Annotated in this window: 21 protein-coding genes and 1 pseudogene; 11 read left to right on the plus strand and 11 right to left on the minus strand. The window is 68.5% G+C overall.

The window, feature by feature from the left end; translation table 11 throughout:
- Window positions 1-24: 24 nt before the first annotated feature.
- The 4 genes from HFP48_RS03985 to HFP48_RS04000 form a co-directional block, all read right to left on the minus strand.
- Window positions 25-714, minus strand: coding sequence for a hypothetical protein (locus HFP48_RS03985; protein ID WP_161996828.1), 690 nt, complete (start codon window positions 712-714; stop codon window positions 25-27).
- A 104-nt stretch (window positions 715-818) separates the two neighbouring features.
- Window positions 819-1,547 carry a hypothetical protein gene (locus tag HFP48_RS03990; RefSeq protein ID WP_168579052.1) on the minus strand — a complete coding sequence of 243 codons (729 nt, stop codon included), beginning with the start codon at window positions 1,545-1,547 and terminating at the stop codon, window positions 819-821.
- A 110-nt stretch (window positions 1,548-1,657) separates the two neighbouring features.
- Entirely contained in the window at window positions 1,658-2,350 is a 693-nt protein-coding gene (locus HFP48_RS03995; RefSeq protein ID WP_168579053.1) for a response regulator transcription factor, read from the minus strand.
- Entirely contained in the window at window positions 2,347-3,597 is a 1,251-nt protein-coding gene (locus HFP48_RS04000; RefSeq protein WP_168579054.1) for a sensor histidine kinase, read from the minus strand. Before HFP48_RS04000 ends, HFP48_RS03995 begins: the two co-directional genes overlap by 4 nt.
- A 230-nt stretch (window positions 3,598-3,827) precedes the next feature.
- Between HFP48_RS04000 and HFP48_RS04005 the strand changes: the two genes are divergently transcribed.
- The 3 genes from HFP48_RS04005 to HFP48_RS04015 all read left to right on the plus strand — a co-directional run bounded on the left by HFP48_RS04005 (window position 3,828) and on the right by HFP48_RS04015 (window position 7,060).
- Complete coding sequence (locus HFP48_RS04005) at window positions 3,828-4,229, plus strand: DUF6223 family protein (RefSeq protein WP_168579055.1); 402 nt, start codon at window positions 3,828-3,830, stop codon at window positions 4,227-4,229.
- A 50-nt stretch (window positions 4,230-4,279) separates the two neighbouring features.
- Window positions 4,280-5,071, plus strand: coding sequence for a hypothetical protein (locus HFP48_RS04010; RefSeq protein ID WP_210432800.1), 792 nt, complete (start codon window positions 4,280-4,282; stop codon window positions 5,069-5,071).
- Between the two features lie 480 nt (window positions 5,072-5,551).
- On the plus strand, window positions 5,552-7,060 hold the full coding sequence (locus HFP48_RS04015) for a protein adenylyltransferase SelO (RefSeq protein ID WP_168579057.1): 1,509 nt from the start codon (window positions 5,552-5,554) through the stop codon (window positions 7,058-7,060).
- Between the two features lie 137 nt (window positions 7,061-7,197).
- On the opposite strand, the gene HFP48_RS04020 is transcribed toward HFP48_RS04015, so the two are convergent.
- Window positions 7,198-7,842 carry a dihydrofolate reductase family protein gene (locus tag HFP48_RS04020; RefSeq protein WP_168579058.1) on the minus strand — a complete coding sequence of 215 codons (645 nt, stop codon included), beginning with the start codon at window positions 7,840-7,842 and terminating at the stop codon, window positions 7,198-7,200.
- A 474-nt stretch (window positions 7,843-8,316) separates the two neighbouring features.
- Between HFP48_RS04020 and HFP48_RS31460 the strand changes: the two are divergent.
- Window positions 8,317-8,418: pseudogene (locus HFP48_RS31460) on the plus strand (IS5/IS1182 family transposase); the annotation flags it as partial.
- A 228-nt stretch (window positions 8,419-8,646) separates the two neighbouring features.
- Here HFP48_RS31460 and HFP48_RS04030 read toward each other — a convergent pair.
- Window positions 8,647-8,850, minus strand: a complete 204-nt coding sequence (locus HFP48_RS04030; protein ID WP_081636979.1) for a zinc-ribbon domain-containing protein — start codon at window positions 8,848-8,850, stop codon at window positions 8,647-8,649.
- 227 nt (window positions 8,851-9,077) lie between these two features.
- Here HFP48_RS04030 and HFP48_RS04035 point away from each other — a divergent pair, with 227 nt between their 5' ends.
- From HFP48_RS04035 to HFP48_RS32050, 3 genes are read left to right on the plus strand one after another with little or no spacing between them, the layout of a single operon-like run.
- Window positions 9,078-9,287 (plus strand): DUF2945 domain-containing protein, encoded by a 210-nt coding sequence (locus HFP48_RS04035; protein WP_029540900.1) that lies wholly within the window; start codon window positions 9,078-9,080, stop codon window positions 9,285-9,287.
- A 15-nt stretch (window positions 9,288-9,302) separates the two neighbouring features.
- Window positions 9,303-9,605, plus strand: coding sequence for an MGMT family protein (locus HFP48_RS04040; RefSeq protein ID WP_006937742.1), 303 nt, complete (start codon window positions 9,303-9,305; stop codon window positions 9,603-9,605).
- Window positions 9,606-9,617: 12 nt separating this feature from the next.
- Window positions 9,618-9,740, plus strand: a complete 123-nt coding sequence (locus HFP48_RS32050; RefSeq protein ID WP_006937749.1) for a hypothetical protein — start codon at window positions 9,618-9,620, stop codon at window positions 9,738-9,740.
- Here the strand turns inward: HFP48_RS32050 and HFP48_RS04045 are convergent.
- Together HFP48_RS04045 and HFP48_RS04050 are read right to left on the minus strand one after the other, a co-directional pair.
- Window positions 9,724-10,062: a hypothetical protein gene (locus HFP48_RS04045; protein WP_006937751.1), complete on the minus strand. Its 339-nt coding sequence runs from the start codon at window positions 10,060-10,062 to the stop codon at window positions 9,724-9,726. The two genes, HFP48_RS32050 and HFP48_RS04045, sit on opposite strands and share 17 nt — an antisense overlap.
- A 2-nt stretch (window positions 10,063-10,064) precedes the next feature.
- Window positions 10,065-11,213 (minus strand): Rieske 2Fe-2S domain-containing protein, encoded by a 1,149-nt coding sequence (locus tag HFP48_RS04050; RefSeq protein ID WP_065923063.1) that lies wholly within the window; start codon window positions 11,211-11,213, stop codon window positions 10,065-10,067.
- Window positions 11,214-11,404: 191 nt separating this feature from the next.
- On the opposite strand from HFP48_RS04050, the gene hsaA reads away from it, so the two are divergent.
- From hsaA to hsaB, 4 genes are read left to right on the plus strand one after another with little or no spacing between them, the layout of a single operon-like run.
- Complete coding sequence (hsaA, locus tag HFP48_RS04055; protein WP_006937755.1) at window positions 11,405-12,580, plus strand: 3-hydroxy-9,10-secoandrosta-1,3,5(10)-triene-9,17-dione monooxygenase oxygenase subunit; 1,176 nt, start codon at window positions 11,405-11,407, stop codon at window positions 12,578-12,580.
- Window positions 12,581-12,590: 10 nt separating this feature from the next.
- A complete protein-coding gene (gene hsaD / locus HFP48_RS04060; protein ID WP_006937757.1) occupies window positions 12,591-13,502 on the plus strand; it encodes a 4,5:9,10-diseco-3-hydroxy-5,9,17-trioxoandrosta-1(10),2-diene-4-oate hydrolase in 912 nt (303 codons plus the stop codon).
- Between the two features lies 1 nt (window position 13,503).
- Entirely contained in the window at window positions 13,504-14,406 is a 903-nt protein-coding gene (gene hsaC / locus HFP48_RS04065; RefSeq protein WP_161996832.1) for an iron-dependent extradiol dioxygenase HsaC, read from the plus strand.
- On the plus strand, window positions 14,403-14,978 hold the full coding sequence (gene hsaB / locus HFP48_RS04070) for a 3-hydroxy-9,10-secoandrosta-1,3,5(10)-triene-9,17-dione monooxygenase reductase subunit (protein WP_065923061.1): 576 nt from the start codon (window positions 14,403-14,405) through the stop codon (window positions 14,976-14,978). Before hsaC ends, hsaB begins: the two co-directional genes overlap by 4 nt.
- A 25-nt stretch (window positions 14,979-15,003) precedes the next feature.
- Here the strand turns inward: hsaB and HFP48_RS04075 are convergent, their stop codons facing one another.
- The 3 genes from HFP48_RS04075 to HFP48_RS04085 all read right to left on the minus strand — a co-directional run bounded on the left by HFP48_RS04075 (window position 15,004) and on the right by HFP48_RS04085 (window position 16,977).
- Window positions 15,004-15,528: a DUF4190 domain-containing protein gene (locus tag HFP48_RS04075; RefSeq protein WP_168579059.1), complete on the minus strand. Its 525-nt coding sequence runs from the start codon at window positions 15,526-15,528 to the stop codon at window positions 15,004-15,006.
- Window positions 15,525-16,184: a PRC-barrel domain-containing protein gene (locus HFP48_RS04080; RefSeq protein WP_168579060.1), complete on the minus strand. Its 660-nt coding sequence runs from the start codon at window positions 16,182-16,184 to the stop codon at window positions 15,525-15,527. Before HFP48_RS04080 ends, HFP48_RS04075 begins: the two co-directional genes overlap by 4 nt.
- 76 nt (window positions 16,185-16,260) lie before the next feature.
- Window positions 16,261-16,977: an acetoacetate decarboxylase family protein gene (locus tag HFP48_RS04085; protein ID WP_043797523.1), complete on the minus strand. Its 717-nt coding sequence runs from the start codon at window positions 16,975-16,977 to the stop codon at window positions 16,261-16,263.
- Window positions 16,978-17,109: the final 132 nt, after the last annotated feature.

The following is a 17,109-nucleotide window of genomic DNA, read 5'->3' on the forward strand; positions in this document are numbered from 1 at the left end:
ACGGTGCATGTGCCACCGACGCGGTCAAGCCTGACCGGGCCGTCTCCGGGCCGGGCCGGCCCGACCCGACAGATGCCGCGATGTCCTGACCGATATCCGGGGGGACTGTGAACCGATCGTGGGCGAGAGCCGCCACAGTCCGGTGGCGGCGAGAATGTGCCACAGCGCGTGGCCTTGCAGGACACTACTCGGCCGGCAGAGCGAGGTCCGGTCGCCGATGGTGCCGAGCACGGCGCCGGACGCGAGAAGCAGTGCCGCGACGATCGTCGTGCGGCGCAGGTGCGGACGGACGCGGGCGCGTTCCAGCGCGAGTCCCACAGTGACCGCGGCGAGCAGTGCCTGCACGATCGTGGAGGCGCTCGAGCCGGCTGCGACGACGGGAACCATCACGAACGGAACGACGAGCCACCACCGCGGCGACAACCGTCGGTCGAACCGGTCGGAAGCGGCGTCGACGGCTATGTAAGCGAGCAATGTCGCGATCGGTATGTCGTGTGCGTAGGCCTGCCACGGCGGGTTCGGTCCGTGCGCTATGAGGGATCCGGCGCCGACCGCGATGACGAGGAGACCGTAGGTCACCGTCGGCGTGCCCTGCCGACGACGTGCGAGCACGGCCAGGCCGGCGATCACGAAGGCCAGGCTGGTGGCGGCAGCCGCTGGCTGCCCGAGAAAGCCTGCGTCTCGATAGAGCTCGCAGACGTTCGCCAGCATCATGGCTCGAGGCTATCCGTTACCGGTCCGCATCGGACATACACAACGGCAGCCGTCTCGACCTGGCTGTCGGGCCGAACGGTGCCGGGGTGGCCGGCGCCGGTTGCTCATCTCTTGGTTCGTCGACTGCCACCGTGCCAGTCCTGCTCCACTCCCACCTCGTCGGGAGCCACGCCGAGGCCGGGCAGCTGCGGCAGTTCGCGCAGGCTACGTTTGAGTTCGGCGAAGCCGGGGAAGCTTGCCAGCCCGACGACGTGGTCCCACAGGCGGAGGGCGTCCTCTTCGCCGGGTAGCCGGCTGATCACCGGCCCGAAGAAGGCCACGCCGTTCGGCGGCTGGAAGTGGATGATCGGCGTGCCGACGTCTCTGCCGGTCAGGCGCAGTGCCTCGTCGGTCTCCGCCTGGATGAGCGCATCGAGCGAGGGGTCGTCCAGCGCGTCCGCCACCTGCACGGGTAGGCCCGCCCGGGCCAGGATCGGCTCGAGGAAAGCCCGCGTTCCTTGCTGTTCCGGTCCGGCGGTGTTGTCGGCGTCCGGCGTGGTCTCGAATATCCGCGCACCGAGCGCCCGGTACAGCGGATCCACCGCCTCGCGCCCGTGCTCGGCCCGCACTCGCGCCGCGACCCGGAGCAGCCGCAGCCCACTCGTGTGACCAGCTTCGTACTCGGGCGGGAAGTGAACGTCGTAGTCGACGTGCGCGTTGATCAGGCGCAGCGAAATGAACCGCCAGTCGACTCGGAATTCGCGCTGGGCCGCCACCAGGCGCACCCACTTGCTGGTCATCCAGGCGAACGGGCACACCGGGTCGAAGTAGAAGTGGATATCTGCATCACTCATGCCTCGTCAGGCTACGGAGTGCTCGGGCGGTCGCCGGCACAGACACCCCTCTCGTCTGAGACGTCGTCGATCAGAGAAGATTCGGATCGCGGGGTCGACAGGCTGATCGCCTACGGCTTCACAAGTCCCGTTCGGTAGGCGATGACGACCAGTTGCGCGCGGTCGCGAGCACCGAGTTTCACCATGGCATGGCTGACGTGGGTGCGGGCGGTGGCCGGGCTGAGGCAGAGTTCGGCGCCGATCTCGTTGTTGCTCATGCCCATACCTACCAGCGTCAGGACCTCGCGTTCCCGGTCGGTGAGGACCTCGAGCCGATGATCGGCGACCTTGTCGGCTGTGCGCTGGGTGGTGAACTGGGCGATGAGGCGGCGCGTGATGCGCGGTGCGAGCAGAGCTTCTCCGGCGGCGACCACGCTGATGCCGTGCAGGAGCTCGGCCGGGCCCGCGTCTTTGAGCAGGAAGCCGCTGGCGCCGGCCTGGAGGCCTTCGAAGACGTAGGCGTCGGTGTCGTAGGTGGTCAGGATGAGGATGCGTACGTGTTGGAGCCCGTTGATGGTGGCGATCTGCCGGGTGGCCTCGATGCCGTCCATCTTCGGCATACGGATATCCCTGAGCACGACATCCGGGCGCAGGGCCCGGGCTTGCTCCACGGCTTCGGCGCCGGTTGCGGCTTCCCCGACCACCGTGATGCCGTCCTCGACTTCGAGGAGGATCTTGAAGCCGGACCGCACCAGATGCTCGTCGTCCACGAGTAGGACCTTGATCGGAGTGTCGCGGCCGGATGCGCCTGTCACCGGGTTCATACCGTCACCGTTGCGGCCGGGGCCAAGGGCAGCCGGGCGGTGACGGCAAAGCCGCCGCCCGGGAGCGGGCCGGCGTCGAAGTCGCCGCCCAAGAGTCGGCAACGCTCGCGCATCCCTACGATCCCGTGGCCGCGTGTGTCCGTGCCGGCGAACTCGGCGTCCGCACGGTCGGCGCCTCTGGCTGCTTTGTCGGTGTCCCCATCTACGCGCGGGCCGTCGTCTGTCACGCGGACTTCCACGGCGTCGGGGCCGTAGTTCAGGGCGACCGCGACCCTGGTCGGTCCGACATGGCGAATCACATTGGTGATCGACTCCTGCAGGATCCGGTACACGGCGCTGCCTACCGCGCTGGGTACGGGCGGTGGGGGTGATGTCGTCTCCAACTCGACGTCGAGCCCGGCTTCGCGTGCCCTGGCGGTGAGTTCGTCGACCTGCCCGAGCCCTGGGGGTGGGAGGCGGCCGTCGTGGTCGCCGCGAAGGACCCCGAGGATGGCCCGCATCTCCTGCAGGGCCCGGGAACTGGTCTGCTCGATGGCCTCGAGCGTCTGGCGTGCTTGTTCCGGTCGCTTGTCCAGTACGTGTGCGGTGACGCCGGCTTGGACGTTGATGATGGCGATGGCGTGCGCGACGGTGTCGTGGACCTCGCGCGCGATCCTGAGCCGTTCCTCGTCGACCCGGGCGCGTGCTTCGTCCTCACGAGAGCGTTCGGCCAGTTCGGCGCGCTCGAGTGCTTCTTCCGCGATGACTCTCCTCGAGCGGACGCTCTCCCCGAGGGCGGCACTCATGCCCGCGGCGCCTATCCGGAAGTACACCCAGCCGACGGCGGCTGGGGGTTCGATGTCGGTCGCGGCGATCAGCCAGACCGCGGTCAGTGCTGCGATGCCCACAACGGCCATCACCAGCGAGCGACGTCCGTCGCCGCGGGCGGTGAGGGTGTAGAGGGCCACGAACAGGCCCAGCCATCCGGGGCCGTCCGGGAAGTCGAGGGTGTAGTACACCATGCTGGCGAGCGCGGTCACGGCGAACACTGCGACTGGCCAGCGGCGGCGCAGGACCAGGACCGCGCCACCGGCGATCAACAGCAGGTAGCCGAGGTTCCCGAGGTCGGACAGGGGGCGCAGCACTGCTTCGGGCTCCCCGCTGTTGCGGACGACGGTGCCCTGGACCTGCATGACAGTGATGAATACCGCCAGCAGCACATCCTGCGCCCAGGCGGGCGGGCGGAACAACGTGACGCGATCCGGCATGGCGCGATCATATGGTTCCGGGTGGGGAAAACAACTCCCGCGAACTGCGCGGCCGCCTACGTCGAGAAGCGTGGTTGCGCGCGAGCCACCTACGTCGAACTTCGTATCCGCTGTCGCCCGCTGTCCGAGGACACCCCGTTGCCGAGACGCGACGATCGTATGCGTCCGCTCAACGACGGAGGCCTCCATGAGCGCGGCCGGAACCCGTCGTTCGACCGAAAGGATCCGCAATGCCTGTCCTCGATTTGCTTGCCGCACCGTCGATCACGCACGTCTCCGTTGTCGCTGCCGGTTACGAGCTCGGCGTCGGGCGAACTGTGCCCACCGCGGCAGCCGTGCTGGGGCTGATCAGCGCCGTCGCCGGTGGGCTGGCCCTGGCCCGATCCCGCCGCACCGGCACCGGACGAGTTCGGACGATCGTGGCCCTGGTGCTGGGACCGATCAGCGTCATCGCCGGCGGGGTGCACGGGGTCAACTCCGCCGGTGGACTCGGCACCGGCAACGGGCTCGCCGGCGCCGTCCTCGCCGTGGCGCTCGGGCTGATCGGCACGGTCCTCGGTGGGCTGGCTCTGGCCCGCTCTCGTCGCACCAGCCGATCCGGTCACGATTCCAGGCCGGTGCCCGCGTCGTGACCCCCGTCCTTCAGCGTGCACCCGCGGTGCCGGTGCGCGGTAGCCGAACCGTGGCGGGTTCGACCTGCCACTATATGAGTGTGGGTTCGTCTTCTGTGGCCCTGACCGTCGACCGGTTTCGCGCGTTGGCGCGGTCGTCACCGTGGCGGTGGCGCACCCTCGAATTCGCGTGGGCCGATCACGGCGCCACCGCCTACCGACACGGGTGGATACGCCGACCTGATGGCTTGCGGGTGGAGACGGGCGACGGGCGTGTCGAGACGGCGCGGATCGTCACTCGCCCGTTCGAGGGCGCCTACGTCTCCTCCGGGGAGAAGATGGTCCCGCGAGCCGGGATATGGCCCATCCACGCTGCGGTGTCCCTCGATGCGGACGGGCTCGTCACCGCGTTGCCGGCACGCTCGGACGTCGACTACGTCGCGCCGTTCTTCACCGAATACCACTGGGCGGCAATGCTCAATCCCGTCGAGTTGGCCGACAGCGGCCGGTGCGCACATCCCGAACTGCCGGTACGGCCGGCCGAGCTGACCGACGTCGAGCATTACGGGCGGCCCACCTGGCAGGCGAGAGTGTGGCCGACCCGCTCCTACGATCCGCGGTGTGACTGTTGTGCGTTGTTGACCGGTCGGTTCGATTACGGCCGCGACGAACCAGGTTGGGTTCCTGAGGTCGAGTCCGTGGTGCGCCTCGATGTCGGGACCGGGGTGTGCGTCTGGATCCGCCACCTGTATGACGCCCCGACCGTCGATCTCGATCTGCGGATCATTACGGTCGACGAGCCGCTGGACGATGCGTTGTTCTATTCGCGCCGTCGGCGGGGCTTGTTTTCTCGTCGCAGGTGATCCGGTCAGGACGTGAGAACGGCACCCGCGCCGCACGGTGGACAGGCACTGTCCTCTGCCAAGTGATCATGAGACATGAACAGGCCACTGACCTGGGCTGCCGGTGCGCAGGTACAGATCGTCGAGCGTCGATCACCGCGGTAACAGCCGATCTGCAGGCGTGACCCGGGTCGTCGGTCCGCGGCGCGGCGCAGCTGTCCGCCGTCGGGCTCGGGATTCCTCTGGTCGCAGACGGTGGCACGTGGCGAATCGAGCGCGCCTGGGCCTGCGCCCACCTGGGCGCCCGCTGCCGACGCGGTGGGCCTTGTCGAGCCGGCGCGGCCCGCGTCGGGGTGGCTGCGGTGACGAGCAGGACGAGCCCTGCCGGTGACGGGGAGTATGGGCTCGCGGTGCGGTGACGTCGAGCACCGTGAGCTGGTGGCCGGGTGCGTTCTCGGTCGTGAGCGGCGGGCCAGGTGGTGCGATGGTTACCCTCGACTGATGGCGGCATTCCCGGAGTCCACGGTAGGCACGAACTCGGCGGTGGCGCGCCTCGAGAGCACCTTTGCCGACGAGTTGGCCGCCCTGGCGGTGCCGTGGCAGGGCGCTCATGCCCCCGACCCGACGTTGCTGGTGCTCAACGAGCAGCTCGCGGTGTCGCTGCGATGGGACGTGGAGGTGCTGCGGAGCGAGGTCGGGATCGGGGTGCTGTCCGGATCGACGGCGCCGGCTGGGGCCACGCCGGTCGCGATGGCGTATGCGGGACATCAGTTCGGCGGGTACGCACCCCTGCTCGGGGACGGCCGGGCGTTGCTGCTCGGCGAAGTGGTGGGCAGTGACGGTCGGCGAGTGGATCTGCACCTGAAGGGCTCGGGGCCCACGCCGTTTTCTCGGGGTGGTGACGGCTTCGCGGTCCTCGGCCCGATGCTGCGCGAATACCTGGTCAGCGAGGCCATGTATGCCCTCGGTATTCCCACGACGCGTGCGCTGGCGGTGGTCGCGACGGGCCGCCGCGTTCGCCGAGGCGGCGCCGAGCCCGGTGCCGTGCTCGCCCGGGTCGCGGCCAGTCACCTGCGGGTGGGCACCTTCGAATTCGCGGCCCGACAGGAGGGAGTCCTGCAGCGGCTCGCCGACTACGCGATCACCCGCCACTACCCGGAGTTGACCGAGCTGCCGGCGACGGGTGAGGGCAGTCGCTACCTGGCATTCTTCGAGGCGGTGGTCGAGGCGCAGGCAGCACTGGTGGCGCAGTGGATGCTCACCGGGTTCGTGCACGGGGTGATGAACACCGACAACACGACCATTTCGGGGGAGACCATCGACTTCGGTCCGTGCGCCTTCCTCGATGCGTTCGATCCGGCGGCGGTGTTCAGTTCGATCGATCACGGCGGCCGTTATGCGTTCGGCAATCAGCCCGCTGTCCTGAAGTGGAATCTGGCGCGCTTGGCGGAAACGCTGCTGCCGCTGCTCGATTCGACGCCGGATGACGCGATTGCCGCGGTGTCGGCAGTCCTCGATACCTTCGACGCGCGTTACGAGGGCCACTACGCCGCCGGGATGGCGGCCAAGCTCGGGGTGGCCGGCCCGCTCCTCGATCGAGCGCTGGTCGACGACCTGCTGAGGTTGATGGCCGAACACGGCGCCGACTGGACGGGCAGCTTCCGGGCACTCGCGGACGAACTCCGTGGGCATTCGGCGCCGCTGCACGCCCTCGTCCCGCGCGAGCACATCGGGCCGTGGGTGGATCGCTGGCGCGGCGCCCTGAGCACACAGGGGCGTGGGACAGCGCAGACCGCGGACGCGATGGACGGCGTGAACCCGCTGTACATCCCGCGCAATCATCAGCTCGATGCGGCTCTGCGTGCCGCGGCCGACGGTGAGCTCGCTGCTTTCGAGAAGCTGCTCGAGGTCGTCACGCATCCGTTCGACCGCCGTGACGAGTGGTCCGACTACACCACACCCGCCCCATCGTCGTTCAGTGCAACCTTCCGAACCTTCTGCGGCACATAACGCCCGAATACCCGCCGCTGGGCACTGCTGTGTTCGTGTCGGGGACTCCCTCGCCGGTGCTGCGCCGCCGGGAACGACGTCGGCAGACCTGGCGGAGGCACCCCCGAGGACACGGACCCAGCTGGTGCGGGGCGGGTTCAGCCGTCCCGCCCGGCGCCGCGGTCGGGGGCGCTCATGTCCCCGGTGCCGGGTATGCCTTGGGTGAGCCCGTAGCGCAGGTACACGGTGCCCGTCGGGCCGGCGACCGGCGGTGCGAGGAGGGTGAGGTTGGTGGGCACCGCGCCGGCGTCGAACACCTTCTTCCCGACGCCGAGCACGATCGGGTGCACCCAGAGGTCGAGCCGGTCGAAGAGTTTCTCGCGCAGCAGGGTCTGGACCAGGTTCAGGCTCCCGACGACCTTGACGTGCTCGTGCCGGTCCCGGATTTCGCGCACCGCGCCGGCCAGATCCGGGCCGAGTTGCGTGGATCCGGCCCAGGAGAGGTCGGGCCGGCCGCGGGAGGCCACGTACTTGGGGACGCTGTTGAAGAGCGTGGCGATCTCGTGGTCCTCGCCGCCGTCCTGGTACGGCCAGTAGGCGGCGAAGATGTCGTAGGTCCGGCGGCCGAGCAGCAGGGCGTCGGTGCCTTCGTAGGCGGCCTCGATCTGCGCGCCGGTGACCTCGTCGAGCAGGGGTGCCTGCCAGCCGCCGAACGGGAACCCTTCCGGGTCTTCGTCGGGGCCGCCGGGTGCCTGTCCGACGAGGTCGAGGGTGGTGAACAGTTCGATGTCGATCAGGCCCATGGCTCGGCTCCCGGTGAAGTGATGTGTCTCGGTCGCAAAGGTAGACCTGCGGGCGTCGGCGGACTCATCGCTGTGACGGCATCGAACTTCGTCCTCCTCGACCGGCCTCGCGGTGCATCGGTTGCCACCGGTTCTGCGGTGGGCGTCCGTGCGTTGCCCGGCAGTCCGGGCTCGGCGGGCGGTGCACATCTCCTCACTCGCCTCGATCGGGGTGGGGTCGCGCAGGTCGTGCCGGAGAACGGCCGCCCATGCGGTCGGCGGCGTCGCGCGGGCACCGTTGGGGGCAGTGCCCCAGGGGTATGGTTTCCCGACCGGGTGGTGTCGGAGAAGGGCGCTGAGCAGTTTCAGCTCTTGACGTGACCGAGCAGTGTGCGAGTAATGATGTGGTGAGCTTCGGTGAGGATCGAGCCGACCGCTGTCTCGCAGCTGCCGATGCCGTGGATCAGGCTTGGACTTGGCCGGCCCACCAGAGGCCGCCTTCTGCGGTGCCTCGGCGAACGTGCCGCTGCGCTGCTCGCCACCCGATGGATGGCACTCGACAGGATCACCCTGTGCCCCAAGGGAATCGGTTCTATCATCTCGGGCCTGGTAGCCGGTCTGGTGGTCGATGGGGGTGGGGTCGTGGAAACGGTCGCGCGCCCGGGAGGCAGTGCCCGTGACGGAGTGTTTCGACCGGATTGTAAAAGTCTCTGTTGCGCAACGATTTTCGTGTGACAGCACAGGGTGCTGCAGCTGTTGAACAACCGTGTCGGCTGAGTGCGCCGACGCACGCTCCGTCGGTGGCCCGTCGCCGAATGAAGGCGCTCAGACTTCGACGGCGGTGCCGCAGATGCCGCATTCCTCCAGCTGCCGGCGCCTCCATCGCGCGACCGGAACGAAGAACAACGTGAACTGGCTGAATTCCCGGATCCGTGCCCACTGTGTGGTGTTGTGGCAGCGCGGGCACGTTCGGGTCTGCCCGGAGCCGAGGTGTTGCCGCTTGGTGCCGTATCCGAATAGAAGGAACACCACGCCAGCATAGAGCGATGCTCAGTAGACGGTCGTCAGGTGGCAACGGTCTCGAGGGAGACCACGCGATGCCCACAGCCGACGATATCGATCGGCACCGGTTGCCCGAAGACCGACTCGCCAGCCAACCCCGCCTGCCGGCGATCTGCTGTCGCCTCTTCCGCCGGCATACAGAAGCCGTGAGCCGGGTAGCCTCACGAGGACGAACATCGAGTGGAGGAAGGGCTATGACGACTGACTTCTCCGTCGGCGACCATGTCCGGTGGAACTCCGAAGCCGGATACGTCGAGGGCGTCATCATCAGGAAGCACACGAAGGACGTGGAGTTCAAGGGGCGCACACGGCGTTGCAGTGAGAGTGACCCTCAATACGAGATCAAGAGCGACAAGACCGAGCACATCGCGATGCACAAAGGCGATGCGCTGACGAAGCTTTAGGGGGCCGGAATCCCGATGGTCACTCGAGACGAGACGAGCATCATCGACGCGGTCCGGGAGGCAGTCGCTGCCATCCCTCCGGGCTCGGTTGCCTCCTATGGCGATATCGGCAAGAGAATCGGGGCGGGTCCACGGCAGGTGGGCCGAGCGATGAGCCTGCTGGACGACAACGTTCCCTGGTGGCGAGTCGTCTACGCCGACGGAACAACCGCCTCGTGTCACGGCGGTCGTGCACCGGCACTCCTGCTCGAAGAGGGCACCCCCGTGGCCGGGAAGCGGGTTGACATGCAACGCGCTCGGCAAGGATGGATGGACTGACGATCCCTGACGGTGGGTCAGCTCGAGGAGCACCGGGTGCGGCACGTCTATCGGGTGTCGGCGACGGCGCCGGTGCTCGATTCGCTCGAACAACTCGCCGCTCCGCGGCGCGGCGACGTCAGTCCGGCACGGTGATCCGGCCGTCGAGCACCGCCTGCTCGATGCTTGCGCGCAGTTGCGGGCAGCCGTCTCGCAGGGCGCCCGGGGTCGCGTCGTCCCGGAAGTTCGGGCACACCGACGCGGGGTTCTCGCACCACTGCACGCTCGTGTGGTCGAAGCTGTTCTTGCGCACCAGCACGCAGGTGCCGCACTCGCGGCACCGCACCTCGTGCAGGCCCGAATCCAGGTAGTTGATCTTGTCGATGGCGGTCTGCGCGCGGACCGCCTCGACCCGCGCGGGCTGGCCGGCGAAGTCCGGGGCCTTCGCCCACCGGCGCGCCCGGGTCGAGGGATCCATCGTCAGACCTCCGCTTCCTGCTTGCCCTGTTCCTGCTCGGCCTTCTGCCGCGCGAGGTTCTCGGCGACCTCCGCCTGCCACGCCTCGTTGGCCTTGGTGGTGTCCACCTCGTATTCGAAGCGCTGCGTCATCTTCTCGGTGACGTTGGCGACGTCGACGTAGAACTGCTCGTACCAGCGTCGCAGCTGATAGACCGGGCCGTCCTCCTCGCACAGCAGCGGGTTGTCGATCTTGGTCTTGTTCTTCCAGATCTCGACGTCCTGCAGGAAGCCCTCGCCGATGCCCTCGGTGAACTTCGCGGCGAGCTTGGCCGACATCTCGTCGGACATCCCGGTCGGCTTCTTGACGATGATGCCGTACTGCAGCACGAACGAGTCGTGGGTCACGGGGTAGTGGCAGTTGATCAGCACCGACTCGACCTCGTAGCCGCCGTAGCTGTTGGTCATCGGATTGATCATGTAGGAGGGACCGTAGTACGCCGCGAACGACTTCAGCAGCGACTCCATGCCGTACTGGGTGGACATGCCCTTGTCGGGCCGGCCGCGGGTGTTGAGGTACTGCGCGGCGACGTGCCCTTCGAAGACGTTCTTGAAGTAGGTCGGGAACGCGTAGTGGATGTAGTAGAAGTGCGCCATATCCACGACGTTGTCGATGATCTCCCGGCAGTTGGCGCCCTCGATGAGGATCGAGTTCCACGTCCAGTCGGTCCACTCGCCCGACCCGTACTGCTCGATGTCGGGGATCGTGACCTCCGGCGGCGGGGGGTTGCCCTCGGGGTCGTTCCATACGAACAGCTGCCCGTTCTTCTCCATCGTCAGCCAGGAGCGGGTGCGGGCGAGCGGCGGCACGCGACGGGCGTAGGGAATGCCGGTGCACTTGCCGTTGCCGCCCCACCGCCAGTCGTGGAAGGGGCAGGCGACGGAGTCGCCCTTGATCTCGCCCTGCGACAGGTCGCCGCCCATGTGCCGGCAGTAGGCGTCGAGGACCTTCGGGTCGCCCTGGCTGTCGGCCCAGACCACGAGCTTCGTGCCGAAGGCCTCGACGGCGTGCGGCTTGCCGTCCTTGAACGTCCTGGCGAGCCCGAGGCAGTGCCAACCCCGCGCGAAACGCGTGCGGACCTCTCCGACGTCGATCTCGCGAATCTGTGCCATTGTCCCCTCACTTCCCTTCGGTTCATCTAGTAGAACACGTTATAGAATATTGCGGCGATCCGGAAGCGATCCGGGACTTTCGTCCCACAGAAAAGACGCCGACGTGCGGTGATTCCGCGGTCTCGACATGAATGGGAACGTGTTCTAGTCTCGAAGCAAGCGATCATTTCCGGAACAGACGGGAGCGTCCAGTGGGCGACCACGAGAGCCACGAGGTACTGCAGCGGATCGACGCGCTGCTGCCCGCCCTGCGGGAACGTGCACAGGAGACCGAGGATCTTCGCCGCATCCCCGACGACTCGATCAAGGCGCTGCAGGAGACGGGGTTCTTCCGGCTGCTCCAGCCGAAGCAGTGGGGCGGCTACGAGGCCGACCCGGTGCTGTTCTACACGGCTGTCCGCAACATCGCGAGCGCGTGCGGCTCCACCGGATGGGTGTCCGGGATCATCGGTGTCCACAACTGGCACCTGGCCCTGTTCTCGCAGCAGGCCCAGGAGGACGTATGGGCCGAGGACACCGACGTGCGCATCTCCTCCTCCTACGCCCCGATGGGCGCCGGCGAGGTCGTGGACGGCGGCTACCGGGTCAACGGCGCGTGGGCCTGGTCCTCCGGGTGCGACCATGCCACGTGGGTCGTCGTCGGTGGCCCGGTCCTCAAGGACGGCCGCCCCGTCGATTTCGGCAGCTTCCTGATCCCGCGCGCGGACTACGGGATCGACGACGTCTGGAACGTGGTCGGCCTGCGCGGCACCGGGTCGAACACGATCGTGGTCGAGGACGTGTTCGTGCCCCGGCACCGCTTCCTCAGCTTCAAGGCGATGAGCAACCTCACCGCCCCCGGCCTCGAGCGCAACACCGCGCCGGTCTACAAGATGCCTTGGGGCACCATCCATCCCACCACGATCTCCACGCCGATCGTCGGCATGGCCTACGGCGCCTACCGGGCCCACGTCGAGCATCAGGGCAAGCGCGTGCGCGCCGCCTACGCGGGGGAGAAGTCCAAGGACGATCCGTTCTCGAAGGTGCGGATCGCCGAGGCCTCGAGCGACATCGACGCCGCGTGGCGCCAGCTGTCCGGAAACGTCGCCGACGAGTACGCGCACCTCGTCGCCGGCGAGGAGGTCCCGATGGAACTGCGGCTGCGCGCCCGTCGCGACCAGGTCCGCGCCACCGGCCGCGCCATCGCGTCCATCGACCTGCTGTTCGAGAACTCCGGTGCCACCGCCCTCGCCAACGGCACGCCGATCCAACGGTTCTGGCGCGACGCCCACGCCGGGCGTGTCCATGCCGCCAACGACGCCGAGCGCGCCTATGTGATGTTCGGCGCCGGCGAGTTCGGACTGCCGATCACCGACACGATGGTGTAGGGAGACCGAATTGACTGCGACGGAAGAGATCACCTACGAGTCGACATCCCGGTTCGCTCAGGTGCGCCACGACCTGCGGCTGCACTACCACGAGGCGGGGGTCGGACACGACACCACGATCGTGTTGCTGCACGGCGGCGGTCCGGGCGCCTCCGGCTGGTCCAACTTCGCCCGCAACATCCCCGTGCTGGCCGAGCGCTTCCACGTCATCTGTGTCGACCAGCCCGGTTACGGCAAGTCCGACAAGCCCACCGAGCATCCGCAGTACTTCGTGCACAGCGCCACCGCGCTGAAGGACCTGCTCGACCACCTCGGCGTCGACGGGCGCGTGCACCTGCTCGGCAACTCGCTCGGCGGCGGTGCCGCGGTGCGGTTCGCACTGGACTTCCCGGACCGGGCCGGACGGCTCGTGTTGATGGGGCCGGGGGGATTGAGCGTCAATCTCTTCGCGCCCGACCCTACCGAGGGCGTGAAGCACCTCGGCCGGTTCGCGGCGCCGCCGGAGGGCCCGACCAGGGAGAAGCTCGAGGCGTTCCTCCGGGTGATGGTGTACGACCAGTCGCTGATCACCGAGGAGCTGGTCGAGGAACGCTTCGCCGCCGCGAGCACCCCCGAGTCGCTCGCCGCTGCGCGCGCGATGGGAAAGTCGTTCTCCGGACCGGACTTCGAGCTGGGGATGCTCTGGCGCGACGCGTACAAGCTGCGGCAGCGGGTGCTGTTGATCTGGGGCCGGGAGGACCGGGTCAATCCGCTCGACGGGGCACTCGTCGCGCTCAAGCTCATCCCCCGCGCCCAGCTGCACGTCTTCGGCGGCTGCGGGCACTGGGCCCAGCTCGAGAAGTTCGACGAGTTCAACCGCCTGACAATCGATTTCCTGACCGACCGGAGCGGTCGGGGCGAGCGAAGCGACGGGAGTGTCTGACATGGGTATCCGATCCCTCGCGTATCTGCGCATCGGCGCCACCGACATGGACGCCTGGCGCGAGTACGGGCTGAAGGTGCTCGGCATGGTGGAGGGCAAGGGTGTCCACCCGGACGCCCTGTACCTGCGGATGGACGACTTCCCGGCCCGGCTGGTCATCGAGCCGCACGAGAGCGACCGGCTGCTGGTCGCGGGCTGGGAGACGGCGAACGCCGCCGAGCTGCAGGAGGTGCGCGACAACCTCGCGGCCGCCGGGGTCCCGTTCAAGGAGGGCACGGCCGAGCAGCTCGCCGACCGTCGTGTGGACGAGCTGATCGTGTTCCAGGACCCGTCCGGCAACACCCTCGAGGCGTTCCACGGGGTGGCGCTCGAGCACCGCCGCGTGGTCAGCCCGTACGGGCATCGGTTCGTCACCGGCGAGCAGGGACTCGGGCACGTCGTCCTGTCCACCCGCGACGACGAGGAGGCCCTGCACTTCTACCGCGACGTCCTCGGCTTCCGGCTGCGGGACTCGATGCGCATGCCGCCACAGATGGTGGGCCGCCCGGCCGACGGGAAACCGGCCTGGCTCCGCTTCTTCGGGTGCAACCCACGGCACCACAGCCTGGCGTTCCTGCCGATGCCCACGCCGAGTGGCATCGTGCACCTGATGATCGAGGTGGAGAACGCCGACGACGTCGGGCTGTGCCTGGACCGGGCGCTGCGCCGGAAGGTGAAGATGTCGGCGACGCTGGGCCGGCACGTCAACGACCTCATGCTCTCGTTCTACATGAAGACCCCGGGTGGCTTCGACGTCGAATTCGGCTGCGAGGGAAGGCAGGTCAAGGACGAGGAGTGGATCGCCCGGGAGTCCACAGCGGTCAGCCTGTGGGGTCACGACTTCAGCGTGGGGATGCAGCCGTGACCACCGCCGACGACGGTGGGATCGACCCCCGGGTCTTTCGGAACGTGCTGGGCCAGTTCTGCACGGGGGTCACGATCATCACCACCGTCGACGCGGGCGAGCCGGTGGGATTCGCCTGCCAGTCGTTCGCGGCGCTGTCGCTGGACCCGCCGCTGGTGTTGTTCTGCCCGACGAGGACGTCGCGGTCGTGGACCGCGATCGAACGATCCGGGCGCTTCTGCGTCAACGTGCTCGCGGAGGAGCAGCAGGACACGTGCGCCCGGTTCGGGTCCCGGGAGCCGGACAAGTTCGCCGGCGTCGAGTGGCGCCCGTCGCCGCTCGGCTCGCCCGTCCTGACCGGATCCCTGGCGCACATCGACTGCACCGTCGAGACCGTGCACGACGGCGGCGACCACTGGGTGGTGTTCGGACGGGTGTCCTCGCTCAGCGAGGTGCGCGACGAGAAGGAGCGGCCGCTGTTGTTTTATCGCGGCCAGTACACCGGCATCGAGCCGGACAAGACCGTGCCGGCCCCCTGGCGCGACGACCTCGAGGCGTTTCTCACCAGTACCTCGGAGGACACCTGGCTCTAGGGGGCCGGCACGGCCGGCCGGACGGTTACTCGCCGGGCTGGGGCACCTGGATGCTGTCGGGCAGCTGGTCGCGGGCCCGGTCGAGTTGCTGTTCGAGCTGCTCGACCATGCGGTCGTTGTTGAGCACCGTCACCACACCCGCCACGTAGGCGATCGACAGCACGAGCGAGACGATGCTGAGCACGATGCCCGCGATGGCGACGCCGCGCCCGGTCACGCCCAGTCGACGTGCCGCGCGAAGACCCACGATGCCGAGCACGAGCCCGACGACGGACAGCACCAGACCCACGGGGGAGAGGACGAGCGAGAGCACGCACACCAGGGCGGCGGTGCCGACGGCGAGTGCGAGGGCGGCGGCCACACTCGTCTTGGCCGGCTTCGTCGTCACCCGCTCCTCGAAGGGCGCGGCGGCGGTGGTGCGGTCCGTCACCCGGTCGTCCGTGACCACGCGCTCGCGGCCGGGAACGGGGTCGCGGCCGGGAGCGGGGTCGCGGCCGGGAACGGGGTCGCGGCCGGCGGCACTGGCACCGGCAGGCTCGCGTTCGATCATCGTCGGTCCTCCTGGTCGGGGTGCTGGCCGGGGGCGCCCTCGTCGACGTAGTACTCGGTGGTCACGACCCGCTTGTGGAGTCGCGGGCCGGGCGAGGGGGCGCCGTGTTGCGTTGTGTCACCGGTGCCACCGGGATGCGACGGTGTGGCCGACGGCGGAGCCGAGGTGGACACACCCGGCGCGCCTCCCTGCGGCGTCCGATGGGTCTCCGGTGTCCGGTCGGTGTCGCGCAGCCGATCGGCGTCGGGTGTCCGGTCGGTGTCCGGCGTCCGGTCGGTGTCCCGCACCCGATCGGCGTCGGGTGTCCGGTCGGCGTCCGGTGCGCGACCGGTGTCGGTGTCGGTATCCGCCCTGTCGTAGTAGCGGTAGAGCTGCGTCTCCTCCTCGGGGGTGAGACGGCCGTCCTCGTCGATGTTCGGGGCGCCGGTCACCGTGTCCTTGTCGAACGGCAGACGGATGTCCTTGCCGTCCAGCTCGGCGACGTCGATCGGCACGAAATGCCGACGGGTGCCGAACAGGCCGGTGACGACGGTGATCCAAGCAGGGTTCCCGGTGCGGTTGTCGAGGTAGACCTCGCCGACCTTGCCGAGCTTGTCGCCGCCGGGTCCGTAGACGGTGGCGCCGACAAGTGCATCGATGTCGCTGTTGTTGATCATGGTGACCTCACCGATCGATTGTGTCTTCGAGTCGGTGGGTGCCCGCTGCGACGGGCGTCGAAACCCGAAGGCCGGATCAGATCGGTTCGGCGTCTCCGAAGGTCATCTGCAGGCGGGGGATCGACGAGGTGAGCAGCGCGCGCCGGGGCAGCCCCAGCGCGCGCAGTTCGCCGGCGATGGGGTGGGTTCCGAGGCGCAGGGTGGCACCGCCGACGCGGCTGCGCACGCCGGCGGGATTCATCGCCCATCCGGTGCGCCGGGTGATCCCGTCCAGATGGGAGTAGGCCGTGACGGAGGCGGCGGCACCACGCCCGGGAACCGCGAGGCCCGGGCGCACCGACAGTTCCGCGATCAGCTGCCCGTCCCGGCTCACCGACGCGCGCTTGACGGCGCCGGCGTGGTCGGCGTCGAAGTCGGCGAGGATCTTGGGGAACCCCCAGATTCCCCGTCCTGCCGCCAGGGTGAACTCGCCGTCGACGGGCAGTTGATGGATCAGGGCGCCGGCGCCGCCGCGGGCGAGTTCCCGCAGATCCTGCAGCACGGTACCGCCGCGCCGGCGATGGTCACGAACGAGGAAGCACACGCCGAACTCGTTGTAGGGTCCGAGATCTCCGTCGACGTAGTCCACGAACACCAGGATGCAGATACCGCGCCCCGGGCGGTGGTGCAGCAGTTCGAGTCCCGTGTGATCGATCAGGGCCCGAGCCGGGGCGGCGGGCACCGAGTACATCGCCATGAATGCCGTCGCGGTTCGAATCCGCACCGGCATCTCGATCGGGGTGCCCGAGATCATGTGTGTCGTCACGTCCTGCCCCTCTGCGCGAACCGATTGCGAACCCGCGACCGGCCGGGTCCTGAATGAGAACGTGTTCTACTATTCGTGCTGCGTCCTGGAAGCGCAAGGTGATCGGCGAATACGCCCGGA

Origin of the sequence: Rhodococcus sp. DMU1, from assembly GCF_012272955.1 — a bacterium.
Taxonomy (GTDB): domain Bacteria; phylum Actinomycetota; class Actinomycetes; order Mycobacteriales; family Mycobacteriaceae; genus Rhodococcus; species Rhodococcus aetherivorans.

Bases quoted from the DNA above. Each gene is read 5' to 3' on its own strand.
- HFP48_RS03985 (WP_161996828.1), bottom strand. From the start codon at position 714: ATGATGCTGGCGAACGTCTGCGAGCTCTATCGAGACGCAGGCTTTCTC.
- HFP48_RS03990 (WP_168579052.1), bottom strand. From the start codon at position 1,547: ATGAGTGATGCAGATATCCACTTCTACTTCGACCCGGTGTGCCCGTTC.
- HFP48_RS03995 (WP_168579053.1), bottom strand. From the start codon at position 2,350: ATGAACCCGGTGACAGGCGCATCCGGCCGCGACACTCCGATCAAGGTC.
- HFP48_RS04000 (WP_168579054.1), bottom strand. From the start codon at position 3,597: ATGCCGGATCGCGTCACGTTGTTCCGCCCGCCCGCCTGGGCGCAGGAT.
- HFP48_RS04005 (WP_168579055.1), top strand. From the start codon at position 3,828: ATGCCTGTCCTCGATTTGCTTGCCGCACCGTCGATCACGCACGTCTCC.
- HFP48_RS04015 (WP_168579057.1), top strand. From the start codon at position 5,552: ATGGCGGCATTCCCGGAGTCCACGGTAGGCACGAACTCGGCGGTGGCG.
- HFP48_RS04020 (WP_168579058.1), bottom strand. From the start codon at position 7,842: ATGGGCCTGATCGACATCGAACTGTTCACCACCCTCGACCTCGTCGGA.
- HFP48_RS04035 (WP_029540900.1), top strand. From the start codon at position 9,078: ATGACGACTGACTTCTCCGTCGGCGACCATGTCCGGTGGAACTCCGAA.
- HFP48_RS04040 (WP_006937742.1), top strand. From the start codon at position 9,303: ATGGTCACTCGAGACGAGACGAGCATCATCGACGCGGTCCGGGAGGCA.
- HFP48_RS04045 (WP_006937751.1), bottom strand. From the start codon at position 10,062: ATGGATCCCTCGACCCGGGCGCGCCGGTGGGCGAAGGCCCCGGACTTC.
- HFP48_RS04050 (WP_065923063.1), bottom strand. From the start codon at position 11,213: ATGGCACAGATTCGCGAGATCGACGTCGGAGAGGTCCGCACGCGTTTC.
- hsaC (WP_161996832.1), top strand. From the start codon at position 13,504: ATGGGTATCCGATCCCTCGCGTATCTGCGCATCGGCGCCACCGACATG.
- HFP48_RS04075 (WP_168579059.1), bottom strand. From the start codon at position 15,528: ATGATCGAACGCGAGCCTGCCGGTGCCAGTGCCGCCGGCCGCGACCCC.
- HFP48_RS04080 (WP_168579060.1), bottom strand. From the start codon at position 16,184: ATGATCAACAACAGCGACATCGATGCACTTGTCGGCGCCACCGTCTAC.
- HFP48_RS04085 (WP_043797523.1), bottom strand. From the start codon at position 16,977: ATGATCTCGGGCACCCCGATCGAGATGCCGGTGCGGATTCGAACCGCG.